Raw genomic sequence first — 15,844 nt, forward strand, 5'->3', positions numbered from 1 at the left:
GACGATCTCAGGCAGTCATCGTCTTCTGGTACTTACGGACCGACAGCGGCACGAACACCACGAGCATCACCACGACCCAGATCAACGTGTACAGGACCGGGTTCTGCAACGGCCACACCTCGGGCGGTGGGGCCATCGGATTGGTGTTGCCGAACTGCTCACGCACGGCCAGGGTCACCGACGAGATGGGGTTCCATTCCGCGATGGTCTTGAGCACGCTCGGGAAGTTGTCGATCGGCACGAAGGTGTTCGCGATGAACGTGAGCGGGAAGATCACGATGAACGACGCGTTGTTGAAGATCTCCGGGGAGCGCACGATCAGTCCCACCAGAGCCATCACCCACGAAATCGAGTACGCGAACAGCAGCAACAGCACGTAACCGAGCAGAGCGTCGAAGAACGACGACGTGATGCGCCAGCCCACGATGAGTCCGGTGATGGACATGATCGTGATGGTGACGACGTTGTTGCCGACGTCGGCGGCCGTCCGCCCGATGACGACGGCAGATCGCGCCATCGGCAGCGACCGGAAGCGATCCATGACGCCCTTCTGCAGATCCTCGGCCAGTGAGGATCCGGTGATGGACGCACCGAAGATCATCGTCTGGACGAAGATGCCGCCCATCAGGAAGCTCTTGTAGTCGATGCCGGGTACGTCGATGGCACTGCCGAAGACATAGGCGAACAACAGCACGAACATGATCGGTGACAGCGTTGCGAAGAACAGCAGATCGGGAACTCGCTTGAGCTTGATCAGGTTTCGCTTGGTGATGATCGCCGAATCCAGGAGAACGTTGCTCATTTCTCTTCCTCCGCAGCCTCGGGCTCGCCGGTGGTCTGACCGGTCAGAGACAGGAACACATCGTCGAGGTTCGGCCGTCGCAGACCGACGTCGACCACCCCGATTCCCGCAGCTTCCAGACGACTCAACGCCGTGGACAGATCCTTCGATCCACCGTTGACCGGCATGACGATCCGTCCCACCTGTTCGTCCAGGGTGGGCGGCTCGACGCCGATCGGGGTCAGGATCTCTTTGGCGCGATCGGCCTGAGATCGGTCCGTGAGCACGAATTCGATTCGCTCGCCTCCCGTTTGGGCCTTCAGCTCGTCGGCGGTGCCGCGCGCGATGATCTTGCCCTTGTTGAGGACGATGATCGAATCGGCGAGCCGGTCCGCCTCCTCGAGGTACTGCGTCGTCAACAGGATCGTCGTTCCGTCACGGACGAGATCTGCGATGAACTCCCACATCGTGATTCGGCTGCGCGGGTCGAGACCGGTGGTGGGTTCGTCGAGGAACACCACCCGTGGCCTGCCGATCAGACTGGCCGCGATGTCGAGTCGGCGACGCATACCTCCGGAGTACTGCTTGGCGGTGCGGTCGCGTGCATACTCGAGGTCGAATCTGCTCAGCAGCTCGTCGGCGCGTTTCCTGGCCTCGGCCTTGCGCAGCCCGAACAGTCTGCCGACCATCTCCAGATTCTCGTACCCGGTCAGATACTCGTCCACGGCTGCGAACTGGCCCGTCAGGCCGATCGTCCCCCGAACCTCGTTGGCCTGCTTCGCCACATCGAGCCCGAACACCCGCGCCGAACCGGACGTTGCCTGCAGCAGAGTGGCCAGGATCCGCACCGCCGTCGTCTTGCCCGCACCGTTGGGGCCGAGCACACCGAGCACCGTGCCCTCGGGAACCGTGAAATCGATCCCGTCGAGCGCGACGTTCTTCCCGTACCGAAGTACCAGGTTCTCTACTTCTATAGCGTTCGCCATGGCCCTCTCCCCGTTTCTTCCACTGTCGGTATAAGGACTTCCGAACGCGTAGAGATTAACCGGTTTTGATGGGACCGGGCGTCCACAGGCCGGAACGCTGGATCTCGGTGGCTGTGATCTTCGCCGGCTCAGCCGATCGGTCGTACGGTGTGTACTGCTCGATCGATCCCCAGTCGCGATCCCAGTCCCCGTCCAGGTACGACGGGATGGTGCGGGCCGAGGCAACGACATCGATCCATCCGAGCGGGCCGCCGCCGAAATGGTCCTGCCATGCGTTGGTGATGACGGCACCGCTGCGGTCCGGCAACACCCGGTACTGCGGAACTTCGGCAACCCCGAGTCGGTGATCGAACGGATGCTGACACGGAAAGTTGAAGCCCACCTCCCAGTCCAGCAGCACCGGATTCTCGCGCCCGACGACCTCGTTCAACGTCTGGGTACGCGGTACCCGCGGCGGGGTGACCGCGAGCCACTGGTCGGGGTCGCGGTCGGTGTCACTCAATACCAAACGAATCATGTTGCTGCCGGCGGGAATCAGGTCCATCGGCACCCGCAGGTTGCGCCACGACGGCGTCGGGCCGATGTCGATGGGCGTCACCCGCCCCTGCGCCCGGCCGTCCACTCCGTACTCGAGTTCGAGGTTCTGGCCGTAGGTGACGATGCCGTCGGAGTTCACCGAGCGGATGCGTCCGGCCGCGGCGACGGAGACGAGCTGACCGGGATCGGCGGGCAGCGCATACCAGCCGGTGGTCAGGGTGGCGGGAGTGTCCGATCCGAACGACCCCAGCACCGGCACGGTCGCAGGGTCGAGGCCGTACGGCAGTGCACTGCCCCCGGTTCCGGCTCCGGTGGTCGACGTCGGCTGTTGCTGATCCTCGGTGTCGACGGTGTTCGAGGTGCCCGACGCCGAGGATTCCTTGTCTGCGGTGAGGTCCCGCGCAACCCCGTCCGGGGTGAACCCGTCGTTCTCGGCCCCCAGAGCAGCGAAGGCGTCGCCGCTGACCGGTTGCAGCACATCGGCATTGGGGTTCGTCTCGAGCAGCACGTCGTTCGCAAGTCCACACGTGTTGCCGGCCAGCGCCGACAGGTTCGATTTCGCGACCGAGTACGACGGCCACTGAGCCACCGCGCCCTTGGCCATCGATGCCACGGCCAGCAGCACCATCAGACCTGCGGCCACGGCGATCGGTTGCACCGACCACCATCGCGCCATCGGCTTGTCGGCGCGGACGTACGGCGCACGCAGATGGAACCACACGGCGGCGAGCAACAGCAGTACCGTCAGGCCGAGGAACATCGTCGAGATGCCGAGACCGGCCACGAGAATCGGCTTGTCCCAGAACGGAACTCCCCACGCCGAGACGTACCAGTAGCCGTTGGTTCCGGTGAAGGCGACCGCCGTCAGGAACGACACGGCCGCCGCGAACAGCAACCGGTTGCGCCGCGAACGGAGCACCGCTGCGCCGGTTGCCACGGCCGCGAGCACCGCAACCGAGGCCGCGAGCCCGGCGAACACGCCGAAGTGATGCGTCCACTTGGTGGGGGTGATCATCATCAACGCCATGGCCCCGACGGTGATGCCGACGATGCGTCGAGCGGGCCCGGTGGCGGTGCCGGGAATCTTGCCGCCCTTGCGCAGCATCGCGATCACCACCGCGATCAGCGAGACGACCATGACGAACACCCCGAAGCGGCGCGCCAGCGAGCCGTCGATGTCCATGTTCATCAGCCACTGGTAGCGCAGGTACTCCTCGAACCACGCCTGGCTCGGCCCGGCCGCAGTGTGCACCCGCTGCATCTCGAGCATGCCGGCCACGGTCTGATTCCCGAACGCGAAGACGAGTACCACGGTGCCCGACGCCACCAGCGGGGCGAGCAGTGTTGCCGCGCCGAGTGTAGTGCTGCCGAACGCGCGGGCGCGGCCGACGACGATCTGAATCACCGGCCGGGCACCGGCAATCAGTGGCGCGAAACAGATGAAGCCCGACGGCGCGCACGTGACCGTCAACGCAGCGATCAGAATCGCCGCTGCCGCAGGCAGCAGCCGCCGTGTCGCGATGGACCGCTCCACCGAACACCACGTCAGCAACACGCCCAGAGCCACGAACGGCTCCGGGCGCAGACCGTTGTTGTACGGCAACCAGAACGCCAGCATCACCAGCCCGCCGGTCCACAGCGCAGTTTTCGACGCGCGGGCAGCGGCACCGAACCGCGGGATCACCTCACGACTGAGGACGAGCCAGACGACGACGCCGCAGATCAACGTCGGGATCCGCATCCACACACTGGCCGTCGAGACGTGCGAGAGGAGGGTGAACATGTCGTACAACGGTGTGCCGAACGGTGTTTCGGGCACCCCGAAGTAACGGAAGTAGTTGGCCATGTACCCGGCGTGATCGGCCGTGCGTGCCATGCCCAGTTGATAGCCGTCGTCGGAGGTGTTCGCGCCGATGACGTGCCACACCAGCAGAGTCCCGATCACCACCGCGTCGGCCGGCCCGAAGCTCCACCAGCGACGCGGCAGGAACCGGCGGGCGCGACGGCCGTCGGACAGATCGAGGCGGTGCAGTGCCACCAGCGAGATTCCCGTGGCGAGCACTCCGACGATCATCGCGAACCACTTGAGCGCACTCGGCGTGGACGAGAACCTACTGTCCAGCTCGGCCTGCAGCTGCAGACCGGGAACGTTGCCCTGCAGATCGCTGAACACTCCGACCAGCTGGGGCCGCACGTCGCCCTCGCGGGAGACGGTGTCGTCACCGGTCAGTCCGACCGTTGTCGCGGTGCCGTTCGAGGTGATCGTCAGCGAGCAGTCGCCCGCAGTCGATGGGCTCAGTTCCGAGACCGGCTTCTCGAGCAGGACCGAATCGCGCAGCGTCACTTTCAGTTGCGACGCCTCGCCGCCAGTCACCTCGGCGACGAGACCGTAGCGATAGGCGTCGGGCGATCCCTTGGGCGAGGTGGACAGCAACAGGCCGCCGTCGGAGAGATCAGCCGCGGCCGCACACGGGACGGTCGCGTCGACGCTGATCGGGGTGTAACCGACGAGCGGAGCCTCGACATTGCCGACGGTCTCGCTCTGCGGCCAGGTCAACGACGACTGTTGTTGTTCGATCGGCAACAGCGGTATCGAGATCGTCAGCAGGATTCCCACCAGTGCGGAAACGATCGCGACGAGCCGTGCCATGCAAACTTCTCCCACCGATGTCCTGGTCCAGGTCGCTGATCAAGGTACCAGTGCGACCTGTGTGAACCCGGCCGTCAGTTCTCGACCTGCACCGCATATCCCGCTGCGCCCAGGGCGTCGAGAACCGTGCCGCGGTGATCGGGTCCGCGTGTCTCGACGGTCAACATGACGTCGACTTCCTCGAGACCCAGACGTCCCCCGGTGCGGGAATGCACGACGTCGACGACACTCGCACCGGCGTCGCGCACGACCCCCAGGACGCCGGTGAGTCCGCCGGGCTTGTCCGAAATCGTCACCCGCACGGCCAGATAACGTCCACCGGCCCGAAGCCCGTGGGTGATGACATGAGTGAGTAGCAGTGGATCGATGTTTCCGCCCGACAGCACCGCGCACACCGACCCCGTCAGACCCAATTCCTCGGCCGAGTGCGTCATGAGCGCTGCCACCGCAGCGGCACCCGCCGGTTCGACGATGAGCTTCGCTCGCTCGATGCACAGCACCAAGGCGCGGGACAGCGCGTCCTCACTGACGGTGACGACGTCGTCGACCCAGCCCTGCACGTGATCGAACGGCACCGATCCGGGGAGACCGACAGCGATGCCGTCGGCCATCGTCGACATCGACGTCAGCGCGATCGGGTGGCCCGCCTCCAACGACGCCGGCCACGCGGCCGCGCCCTCGGCCTGCACGCCGATAACCCTGACGTCCGGTCTCGTCAGCTTCACCGCAGCGGCGACACCCGCCAACAGTCCCCCGCCGCCGGTGGGAATCACGATGGTGCCGACGTCCGGCATCTGCTGCAGCAGTTCGGTTCCGAGCGTCGCCTGCCCGGCCACGATATCGAGATGATCGAACGGGTGGATGAGCGTGGCACCGGTACGGTCGGCGAATTCCCGTGCCGACGTCAGAGCCTCGTCGACGGTATTACCCACCAGATGAACCGTCGCGCCGTACGCCTTGGTGGCGACGAGTTTGGGCAGCGACACTCCGACCGGCATGAACACCGTCGAGGTGATCCCCACCTGCGACGCGGCCCACGCGACACCTTGAGCGTGGTTGCCTGCGCTGGCCGCCACCACGCCTCGGGCTCGCTGGTCGGCGTCGAGCCTGGCGATCCGGTTGTACGCCCCGCGCGGCTTGAACGATCCGGTGCGCTGCAGGTTCTCGCATTTGAGGCGCACCTCGTGACCGGTCAGGTCGGACAGAATCCGTGACGCGACCACCGGCGTCCGGCGCATGACCGGCTCCAGCAACGCCTCGGCCGAGGCAATATCCGACGTGGTCACCCGAACGATTTCCGACACAACCGCAGTATGCCAGGAAGAATTGCGCCGCCGATCCGGCCGAGGTGCACCGCGTCACTACAGTTGTGGAGTGCAACACCACAGTGCCCACGACGAGTCGCGCGGAAGTCTGGAGATCAAACACCGTGCGCTGTCGAGAACGGCCATCGCGGCGGCATCGAAGGACCCTCGGGTCACCCGCACCACCGGCGGCATGTCGCGTTTGACCGGCCGCGAACTTCCCCGAGCCGACGTCACCCTCGGAGAAGACACCGTCTCGGTCAACCTCTACATCGGAGTGCGCTGGCCCTCGCAGATCACCGACGTGACCGAGTCGGTTCACCGCACCGTCGAGGCCGCACTGGCGACGATGACCGGTGTGCACGTGCATCGGGTGAACGTGCTGGTGTCGGATACCGCGCTGGACCGTTCGGCGCGCGGGCCCGACGTTGCCGCCGATGATGTTGCTGCTGCGGTGGTTTCACCTCGACCACCCACGGCCGGTCCCGCGGCGATGCCGGTGGCGCTGGTGTTCGGGTTCGCCCTCCTCGCCGTGGCGTTCGTAGCCGGCCGCGAATTCTTCATCGCTCAGGGACACATCGTCGGCAGCCCATGGATTGCCGATGCCGTGCACTGGGTTTCGCAACTGCACTGGCAGGGGTGGATGATCGCTCCCGCCATCGGATCGATCGTCGTCGGTGCACTCTTCGTCTTTGCGGGCGTCAAACCTCGGACGAGAACTCATTCGGGATTGGGCGGCCCGACACCCACCGTCTGGGCCACACCGACCGACATCGCTCGATTGTGCAGTGCTGCAGCACAGTCCACCCGCGGAGTCGTGGACGCGCATACCGTCGTCACACGCAGGAAGATCGAGGTCCGGGTGCAGCGAGATCGAGCTGTTTCTCCGGACAGTGCCGACGCTGCCGTGCGCGCTGCCCTCGGTCCGGTACTGTCCGTCGCCGCGGGTGGGCGGCGTCTGACGGTGCAGCACTCGGTGTCGCAACCGACACGGGTGTCGTAGTGAAAACCTTTGTCGCCGGAGTGGATCGAGTCGTTGCCGTGATCGCGGGAGCCACTCTCCTCGCCGGTGGAGGCTTCGCACTTGCGTGGCACTACGACGTTCCGTGGGCACGGGAGACGCTCTCTCGCTTCGAGCGTGCTCGTATTGCCGAACTGCCGCAGCAGGGTTGGTGGGTACCGACTCTGGCAATCGTCGTCGCGGTGGCCGTCGTCGCGGCGCTGGTGTTGTTGATCGGCAACTTCTCACCACGCACGACCGGAACGGCGAGCGTCATCGAGGAGCCACACTTCTCGGCGCATGTGGACCTGAGTGCGATCGCGTCGGGCGTGGCCGCGGAGTTGGCGCAGTTCCCTGGCGTCAGACGGGCCAGGGGAACTGCCATCGACGACCGAGGTATGCCAACCATCACCGTATCGGTCTATGTTGCAGCCGATTTCGACGTCGTCGGCTTCACCGCCGAAGCTGAGTCCCGCGCCGCGTTCGTGGCGCGGTCGCTGGGCGGCGCGGACGTGGCGACACGCGTCCAACTGCACATCGACAAACGGACCTGACGTCACGTTACGGTGGATCCATGACGGCATCGACGCGTAGCAGATTCGAGCGATGGTCCGGCGGAATGCCCCTCTCTGTCCCGGTGGCATTCGGAGCAGTACTGGTGATTGCCGCGTTCGCCTCGAAACTCGGTGACAGTTCCCTCTACTTCTACGTCCCCCTGGTGTTCGCGACGACCGGGACGACGATCTGGCTCAACGCCCGTCGCACCCCCGATCGAACCGGCCTGCTCCACGCCGCTGTCGGATCAGCACTGCTGATCGGATGCGGCATCGTGGTCGCGGTCTGCGGACTTGCCGGAGGCGTGATGCTGGACTCGACCACCTTCTGGGCATCGATAGCGGTGACCGCCGCAATTGCAGCACCGATCGGTGCCGGAATCACTCCGTTTTCGTCGCCGCGGGCCTGAGTGCGGCTTCGCCGCAGTGGTGTGGATATGTGCCCCAGATGGCGCATAGCCACACCACTGCCGCAGGCACCTACAACCGCGGGTCCACCGGCTCCGATTCCAGTGCGAGTACCGCGAACACGGCCTGGTGGATGCGATACAACGGTTCACCACGCACCGATCGGTCCAACGCCTCCATGCCGAGCGCGTATTCGCGTAGCGCCATCGACTGCTTGTGTCCCACGTTTCGGTTACGCAGTGCAGTGAGACGATTCGGGTCGGTGTAGTCCGCACCGTAGATCAGTCGCAGGTACTCCCGGCCCCGAACCTTCATGCCGGGCTGCATCTTTCCGCGCGGCATGTTGGCCGCCGGTTTGACGACCATGCCCTCACCGCCCTGTGCCGTCAACTCCTCCCACCATCTCTCCCCTGCCGCAACCGAATCCGACGACGACAGATCGACCTCGATTCGACGCGTCGTCGTGAACAGCTTCGGTGCAGTGGCCACCAGTCGATCGGCCAGTGCAAGGTGCCATTCGTGCGGGCGGTCCGCATACGTGCCGGCGTCGGAGGCCAGCAGCTGGAACGGGGCAAGACTGACGCCTGCCAGTCCATCCGTCGGCCAGCTGTACCGCCGATACGCAGCAGTGAACTCGGCGAGGTTGCGCTGCCGACTCACGTTCCGTTCCTGCAGTTCGGACACGGCCAGGCCGCGCGAGGCCGCCCGAGCGAGCACCGACTCCTCGGCCTCGAAGTTCGCCCGGGACACGGCAGCAGGTGCCGCATACTCGGACTTGATCAGGCCCTCCGCCTTGGCAGACCACGGCATCAGTTCGCAGTCGAGAACCAGCCAGTGCGAGGACAATTCGTCCCACACGCCGGCCCCCTCCAGAGCGTCGGCCACCCCGGCGATCAGCACCCCGGTCACGGTCTCGTCGAACACCGGCCGACCGGTCCGTGTGTACGCGGCGCCGAGGACACCGTCGGGAGCGTCGAACTTCGCCCGAGCGGTGTCGGCATCGCGGCACACCACGACGACCACCCGCGAGCCCATGTGCTTCTCCTCGCAGATCACCGTCGACGCACCGAGCGCCCGATACGCGTCGAATGCCTCCGTCGGGTACTCGAGATAGCCCTCTCGTTCCGAGGTACGACTCGGTGCCATGGTCGGCGGAAGGTAGTGCAGCCACTGCGGAGCCAAGGCGAACCGGCTCATCACTTCCAATGCGCCCGCGGCATTCTCCGGACGAACCGACACACGCCCACGCAGCGCAGTCTCCACTCCGGTCGGTCCGATGACGTCCGACAGATCCAGCGAGGACGACTCCCGCACGAACCCGCCCAGCGGCCGGGTCGGCTCGTACCAGACCTGCTCCGCCGGCACCGAGACGACCTCACGCTCCGGATACCGCAGCGCCGTCAACTTGCCGCCGAAGACGCACCCCGTGTCCAGACACGCAGTGTTGTTCTCCCACTGCACCTCCGGCACCGGCGTGTGCCCGTACAGCACAGTCGCCGACCCGCGATAGTCCTGAGCCCAGGGATACCGCACCGGCAACCCGAATTCGTCGGTCTCGCCGGTGGTGTCGCCGTACAGGGCAAAGCTACGTACCCGGCCCGACGCCCGGTTGTGGTACTTCTCGATCAACCCCGCGTGCGCAACGACGAGTTTTCCGCCGTCGAGCACCAGGTGTGCGACGAGGCCATCACAGAATTCGAGCACGTCGCGGCGGAACTCCTCGGTCTCGCCGTCGAGCTGCTCGAGTGTCTCGGCCAAACCGTGTGAGGCAGTGACCTTCCGACCGCGCAGCGCCTTGACGAGCTTGTTCTCGTGATTGCCCGGAACTGCCAGTGCTGCGCCGTTTGCCACCATCCCCATCACGAGCCGCAGCACGCCGACCGAATTCGGCCCACGATCGACGTAGTCTCCGACGAACACCGCAGTTCGACCCTCCGGCGGCGTTGCTCCGAATGCCTTACCGTCTGCGTCGCGCTCGAGCGTGTAACCCAATGTCGTGAGCAGGCTTTCGAGCTCCGACAGACATCCGTGAATGTCGCCGATCACATCGAACGGCCCGGAAAGCTCCCGTCGGTCGCTCCGCAGCGGGGTACGAACGAACGTCGCCGACGCCACCGCGTCGACGCCGTCGAGGACATGGACCGAGCGAAAGCCTTCTTTGGACAGCCCTCGCATCGAGCGCTGCAACTGGGACTGCTGACGGCGCAGCACATCTCGGCCGAACGTCCTGTCGGCGCGTTCGGCGTTGCGCTGTGCACAGACCGGTTCCGGCACGTCGAGCACCACGGCAACCGGCAGGACATCGTGCTCACGGGCCAATGCGATCAGGGCCTTGCGAGCCGCCGGCTGCACATTCGTGGCGTCGACGACGGTGAGCAGACCGGCCCGCAGCCTGGTTGCGACGAGAAATTCCAGGAGCGCGAACGCGTCCTTCGTGGCGCTCTGCAGGTTGGGGTCGTTGCTGACCATCCCTCGACAGGCATCACTCGACACGGTTTCGTACGGGCCGAACCGGTCTGCAGCGAAGGAGGACTTCCCCGATCCACTGATGCCGACGAGGACGACGAGGGACAGGTCCGGAATCTCGTAGGTACTCACTGGGACTGCTCCTCTCTGGTGAATAGCGCGATCTGGGTAGGGCTGCCGAGCACGTCGTCGACGGGTCCGATGCGGTCGAAGCGAACCGTGTAGGCGTGTGCGTCCGCCACCGACGTCGCCCACTGCTCGAATTGGGCACGGGTGAACTCGAATCGGTGATCGACGTGCCGAAAGGCCCCGGCGTCGAGGCCCGGGTACAGCACGTTGTATTCCGAGTTGGGCGTGGTGACGAGCACCGTCCTCGGACCGGCCTCCCGAAAGACCGAGCGCACCAACGCCGGAAGGCGTTCGAGGTCGATGTGCTCGATGACCTCCATGAGCACCATCGCGTCGAATCCCTGCAACCGCACGTCGCGATAGGTCGCCGACGACTGGACCAGTTCGATGCGTCCACGCTGCCGATCCGACATCTCGTCGAGCCGGAGCCTGCGCTGCGCCTTCGCCAGCGCACGATCACTCACGTCGGCACCGAGTATCCGCTCGATTGTGTTGTGCGCAAGCAACTCACGCAACAGGCGACCCTCGCCGCACCCCATGTCGACGACCGACTTCACACCGGCATCACCGAGTGCAGCCAGCACCGCATGTACTCGCTGCTCGGCCAACGTCGGATCCCGTGGGATGACAACCTCTTCGGGGGCAACCGGGACCAGACGATCCAGTGCGGACTCGACGAGCTCCCGACGGTGCGCCAGATATCGGGAGGCGATCAGCGCCGACTCCGGATGATCACCGAGCCAATCCCCTGCTGCCCGAACGAGTTTGTCCGCCTCGTCCTCACCGACCCAGTAGTGCTTGGTGTCGTCGAGCACTGGCAGCAGTACGTACAGGTGCCGCAGCGCAGCCGACAGAGTGAAGGTGCCGGTGAGTACCAGATCCACGTATTCGGAGTCGCCCCAGTTCGGCTGCGTCGAATCCAGTGGGATCGGGGTGGTCTCTACATTCCATCCGAGGGGTCCGAACAGCCGAGGCGCAAGATCAGTCGCACCGCGCGACGGCGCGGCCGGCATCGTGACGATCAAATCGATTGCTGCAGAGACCAATTCGGGTCTTGTGGTACAGACGCCTGCCAGCGTCTGCTTGAACAGGCGAGACAACGCCACAGCAAGCCCTGATGCAGCCGGACTCTTGCCGTCTGTGGCGTCGAGCAGTACTGCAAGGGTTGTCCGCTCTGCCGAGACCTCGGGATACAACACCGTGGTCTGGCCCATGGGCAGGTTGCGAGTCTGTACGCGATCGGGGTGCTTGTGCAACAAATACCCGATATCGGAGGCGTCCGGGAAATCGGTTGTGGCATTTGCAGTCACGGTCAGTAGCACCGCAGCGACGTTACGGGACAGCCGCGTCCGATGCGTCCCATTTTTCGGTCGTGTACTCCCCTCTACCCGCCGGATCAATGCGACTTTGTTGCAGTCTGAGCGACTGAAACCCACATTGATCCCGACGGGAGGGCCGTCCAACGGGAGGGCCACACAAGGGAGGCCGCACATTGAGGAGGTCGCGTGCACACGCAAAAGCGGCACCCACCAGAAGGTGGGTGCCGCTTTAGTAGAGCTGGGTGAAGCTAGATCACTTGATGATCTTCGTGACGCGACCGGCTCCGACGGTACGACCGCCCTCACGGATTGCGAAACGCAGGCCGACGTCCATGGCGACCGGCTGGATCAGCGTGACGGACATCTCGGTGTTGTCACCGGGCATGACCATCTCGGTGCCCTCGGGGAGGGTCACAACGCCCGTAACGTCCGTGGTACGGAAGTAGAACTGCGGGCGGTAGTTGTTGAAGAACGGCGTGTGGCGGCCGCCCTCGTCCTTCGACAGGATGTAAGCGTTGCCCTCGAACTCCGTGTGGGGAGTCGTGGTGCCGGGCTTGATGATGACCTGTCCACGCTCGACGTCTTCGCGCTTGATGCCACGAACGAGGAGGCCGACGTTGTCGCCTGCCTGACCCGAGTCGAGCAGCTTGCGGAACATTTCGATGCCGGTGACGGTGGTCTTGGTCGAGCCGGGGCGGATGCCGACGATCTCGACCTCTTCGTTGACGTTGACCGAGCCGCGCTCGATACGTCCGGTGACCACGGTGCCACGACCGGTGATGGTGAAGACGTCCTCGACGGGCATGAGGAACGGCTTGTCGGTCTCACGGACGGGGTCCGGAACCGAGTCGTCGACGGCCTGCATGAGCTCCAGAACCGACTCGCCCCACTTCTCGTCACCCTCGAGTGCCTTGAGTGCGGAGACCTTGATGACCGGTGCGTCCTCGTCGAACTCCTGCGAAGCGAGGAGCTCGCGGACCTCCATCTCGACGAGCTCGATGATCTCGTCGTCGTCGACCATGTCGGCCTTGTTCAGTGCGACCAGGATGTACGGCACGCCGACCTGGCGGGCCAGGAGCACGTGCTCGCGGGTCTGCGGCATCGGGCCATCGGTAGCTGCCACGACCAGGATTGCGCCGTCCATCTGTGCCGCGCCGGTGATCATGTTCTTGATGTAGTCGGCGTGACCCGGTGCATCGACGTGCGCGTAGTGGCGCTTGTCGGTCTGGTACTCGACGTGGGAGATGTTGATCGTGATACCACGAGCCTTCTCCTCCGGAGCCTTGTCGATCTGATCGAAAGCCGAGGCCTCGTTCAGGTCCGGGAACTTGTCGTGCAGAACCTTGGTGATTGCAGCCGTCAGCGTCGTCTTACCGTGGTCAACGTGACCGATGGTGCCGATGTTGACGTGCGGCTTCGTCCGATCGAACTTCGCCTTCGCCACTGTGTGTCCTCCTGGACTGATCTGTGCGGGCCCCGACGGGGCACGCACGCGTATGTGTTGTTACTTATTACAGGTCGAGCGTGGTCCAGCAAACGAAGAGAATTACTCTCCGTTGACCTTCGCGATGATTTCCTTCGCTACGTTCGCGGGAACTTCTGCGTACGAATCGAAGACCATGGAGTAGTTAGCGCGGCCCTGCGTCTTCGACCGAAGGTCTCCGATGTAGCCGAACATCTCCGACAGCGGAACCAGTGCCTTGACGATACGGGCACCGCTGCGTTCCTCCATGGCCTGGATCTGACCACGGCGGGAGTTCAGGTCGCCGATGACCTCACCCATGTAATCCTCGGGCGTGATGACCTCGACGGCCATGACAGGTTCGAGGATGACGGGGCTGGCCTTGCGGGCGGCTTCCTTGAACGCTTGTGAGCCGGCGACCTTGAAGGCCATTTCCGACGAGTCGACGTCGTGGTACGCACCGTCGAGCAGTGTGACCTTGACGTTGACCAGGGGGTATCCGGCGAGAACACCGTACTGCATGGCGTCCTGTGCACCGGCGTCGACCGAGGGGATGTACTCCCTGGGCACACGACCACCGCTGACCTTGTTCTCGAACTCGTACGTCGCGCCGTCTTCGCCCTCGAAAGGCTCGAGCTTGATGATGACCTTCGCGAACTGGCCGGAGCCACCGGTCTGCTTCTTGTGCGTGTAGTCGTGCTTCTCGACCGTCTTGCGGATGGTCTCGCGGTACGCAACCTGCGGCTTGCCGACGTTGGCCTCGACCTTGAACTCGCGACGCATACGGTCGACGAGGATGTCGAGGTGGAGCTCGCCCATGCCGCCGATGACGGTCTGGCCGGTGTCCTCGTCCAGCTTCACCGAGAACGTGGGGTCCTCTTCGGCGAGCTTCTGGATCGCTGTTCCCAGCTTCTCCTGGTCGGACTTGGTCTTGGGCTCGATCGAGACCTGGATGACCGGGTCCGGGAAGCTCATGGACTCGAGGATGATCTGGTTCTGCGGATCGCAGAGCGTGTCACCCGTCGTGGTGTCCTTGAGGCCGATGACGGCGTAGATGTGACCGGCAGACGCGGTCGCGATCGCGTTCTCCTTGTTGGAGTGCATCTGGAACAGCTTGCCCAGACGCTCCTTCTTGCCCTTGGTCGAGTTGATGACCTGAGCGCCGGAGTCGACCTTGCCCGAGTACACCCGGACGTAGGTCAGCTTGCCGAAGAAGGGGTGCGTCGCGATCTTGAACGCGAGAGCCGCGAACGGCTCGTCTGCGGACGGCTTGCGAGTGATCTCCTTCTCCTCGTCGCCGACGGCGTGTCCGATGGTCTCGGCAACGTCGAGGGGAGACGGGAGGTAGTCGATGACCGCGTCGAGCATGGGCTGAACGCCCTTGTTCTTGAACGCGGATCCACACAGGATCGGGTACAGCTCGCTGTTGACCGTCATCTTGCGGATGGCGCCCTTGATCTCGTCGATCGTGAGCTCTTCGCCGCCGAAGTGCTTCTCCAGAAGCGCTTCGTCGGACTCGGCCACGGTCTCGAGCAGCTGCGTGCGGTACTCGTCTGCGCGCTCCTTGAGGTTTTCCGGGATCTCCTGGATCTCGTACTTCTCACCGAGCTTGGTCTCGCCACTCCACACGAGAGCCTTCATCTGCACGAGGTCGATGACGCCCTCGAACTCGTTCTCTGCACCGATGGGCAGCTGGATGACCAGCGGCTTGGCACCGAGACGATCGATGATGGTCTGCACGGTGTAGTAGAAGTCCGCGCCGAGCTTGTCCATCTTGTTGACGAAGCAGATACGCGGCACGTCGTACTTGTCGGCCTGACGCCACACCTGCTCGGACTGCGGCTCGACACCTTCTTTGCCGTCGAACACTGCGACAGCGCCGTCGAGGACGCGGAGCGAGCGCTCCACCTCGACGGTGAAGTCGACGTGACCGGGCGTGTCGATGATGTTGATCTGGTTGTCGTTCCAGAAGCACGTCGTGGCAGCAGAGGTGATCGTGATGCCACGCTCCTGCTCCTGCTCCATCCAGTCCATGGTGGCTGCGCCATCGTGAACTTCACCGATCTTGTAGGAGATACCGGTGTAGAAGAGGATGCGTTCGGTAGTGGTGGTCTTGCCGGCATCGATGTGGGCCATGATGCCGATGTTGCGGACCTTGTTGAGGTCGGTCAGCACGTCCTGTGCCACGAGTTAACCCGCCTTGGTGTTGGAAGAGGTATTGCCTGAGCTGATCAACGCTCCGGCGGCA

The 15,844-nt window shown here is 64.5% G+C and carries 11 protein-coding genes; 3 read left to right on the plus strand and 8 right to left on the minus strand.

Features of this window, described 5'->3' with window-relative positions:
- Positions 1-7: 7 nt before the first annotated feature.
- From CH278_RS19855 to ilvA, 4 genes are all read right to left on the minus strand, one after another.
- Entirely contained in the window at positions 8-802 is a 795-nt protein-coding gene (locus CH278_RS19855) for an ABC transporter permease (RefSeq protein WP_027498151.1), read from the minus strand.
- Positions 799-1,767, minus strand: a complete 969-nt coding sequence (locus CH278_RS19860; RefSeq protein ID WP_027498152.1) for a daunorubicin resistance protein DrrA family ABC transporter ATP-binding protein — start codon at positions 1,765-1,767, stop codon at positions 799-801. Before CH278_RS19860 ends, CH278_RS19855 begins: the two co-directional genes overlap by 4 nt.
- A 55-nt stretch (positions 1,768-1,822) precedes the next feature.
- Positions 1,823-4,954 (minus strand): arabinosyltransferase domain-containing protein, encoded by a 3,132-nt coding sequence (locus CH278_RS19865; protein WP_094622687.1) that lies wholly within the window; start codon positions 4,952-4,954, stop codon positions 1,823-1,825.
- 74 nt (positions 4,955-5,028) lie between these two features.
- Positions 5,029-6,192, minus strand: a complete 1,164-nt coding sequence (ilvA, locus tag CH278_RS19870; protein WP_218828725.1) for a threonine ammonia-lyase — start codon at positions 6,190-6,192, stop codon at positions 5,029-5,031.
- A gap of 136 nt (positions 6,193-6,328) precedes the next feature.
- Here ilvA and CH278_RS19875 point away from each other — a divergent pair, with 136 nt between their 5' ends.
- The 3 genes from CH278_RS19875 to CH278_RS19885 are packed head-to-tail and all read left to right on the plus strand — an operon-like array spanning position 6,329 to position 8,222.
- Positions 6,329-7,261: a DUF6286 domain-containing Asp23/Gls24 family envelope stress response protein gene (locus CH278_RS19875; RefSeq protein WP_179274515.1), complete on the plus strand. Its 933-nt coding sequence runs from the start codon at positions 6,329-6,331 to the stop codon at positions 7,259-7,261.
- Positions 7,261-7,812, plus strand: a complete 552-nt coding sequence (locus CH278_RS19880; protein WP_094622689.1) for a hypothetical protein — start codon at positions 7,261-7,263, stop codon at positions 7,810-7,812. Before CH278_RS19875 ends, CH278_RS19880 begins: the two co-directional genes overlap by 1 nt.
- Before the next feature lie 20 nt (positions 7,813-7,832).
- Positions 7,833-8,222 (plus strand): hypothetical protein, encoded by a 390-nt coding sequence (locus CH278_RS19885; protein WP_094622690.1) that lies wholly within the window; start codon positions 7,833-7,835, stop codon positions 8,220-8,222.
- 70 nt (positions 8,223-8,292) lie between these two features.
- Here the strand turns inward: CH278_RS19885 and CH278_RS19890 are convergent, their stop codons facing one another.
- The 4 genes from CH278_RS19890 to fusA all read right to left on the minus strand — a co-directional run bounded on the left by CH278_RS19890 (position 8,293) and on the right by fusA (position 15,783).
- Positions 8,293-10,818 (minus strand): polynucleotide kinase-phosphatase, encoded by a 2,526-nt coding sequence (locus CH278_RS19890; RefSeq protein ID WP_094622691.1) that lies wholly within the window; start codon positions 10,816-10,818, stop codon positions 8,293-8,295.
- Positions 10,815-12,125: a 3' terminal RNA ribose 2'-O-methyltransferase Hen1 gene (locus tag CH278_RS19895; RefSeq protein WP_256991896.1), complete on the minus strand. Its 1,311-nt coding sequence runs from the start codon at positions 12,123-12,125 to the stop codon at positions 10,815-10,817. The genes CH278_RS19890 and CH278_RS19895 overlap by 4 nt, the downstream gene beginning before the upstream one ends.
- A 262-nt stretch (positions 12,126-12,387) precedes the next feature.
- The gene (gene tuf / locus CH278_RS19900; RefSeq protein WP_032365471.1) at positions 12,388-13,578 is read right to left on the minus strand and encodes an elongation factor Tu; all 1,191 of its coding nucleotides are present in this window, start codon (positions 13,576-13,578) and stop codon (positions 12,388-12,390) included.
- A gap of 102 nt (positions 13,579-13,680) precedes the next feature.
- Entirely contained in the window at positions 13,681-15,783 is a 2,103-nt protein-coding gene (gene fusA, locus CH278_RS19905; RefSeq protein WP_027498159.1) for an elongation factor G, read from the minus strand.
- Between the last annotated feature and the right edge of the window lie 61 nt (positions 15,784-15,844).

Source organism: Rhodococcus sp. 05-2254-5, assembly GCF_002258575.1.
Taxonomy (GTDB): Bacteria; Actinomycetota; Actinomycetes; order Mycobacteriales; family Mycobacteriaceae; genus Rhodococcoides; species Rhodococcoides fascians.

Bases quoted from the DNA above. Each gene is read 5' to 3' on its own strand.
- CH278_RS19855 (WP_027498151.1), bottom strand. From the start codon at position 802: ATGAGCAACGTTCTCCTGGATTCGGCGATCATCACCAAGCGAAACCTG.
- CH278_RS19860 (WP_027498152.1), bottom strand. From the start codon at position 1,767: ATGGCGAACGCTATAGAAGTAGAGAACCTGGTACTTCGGTACGGGAAG.
- CH278_RS19865 (WP_094622687.1), bottom strand. From the start codon at position 4,954: ATGGCACGGCTCGTCGCGATCGTTTCCGCACTGGTGGGAATCCTGCTG.
- ilvA (WP_218828725.1), bottom strand. From the start codon at position 6,192: ATGCGCCGGACGCCGGTGGTCGCGTCACGGATTCTGTCCGACCTGACC.
- CH278_RS19885 (WP_094622690.1), top strand. From the start codon at position 7,833: ATGACGGCATCGACGCGTAGCAGATTCGAGCGATGGTCCGGCGGAATG.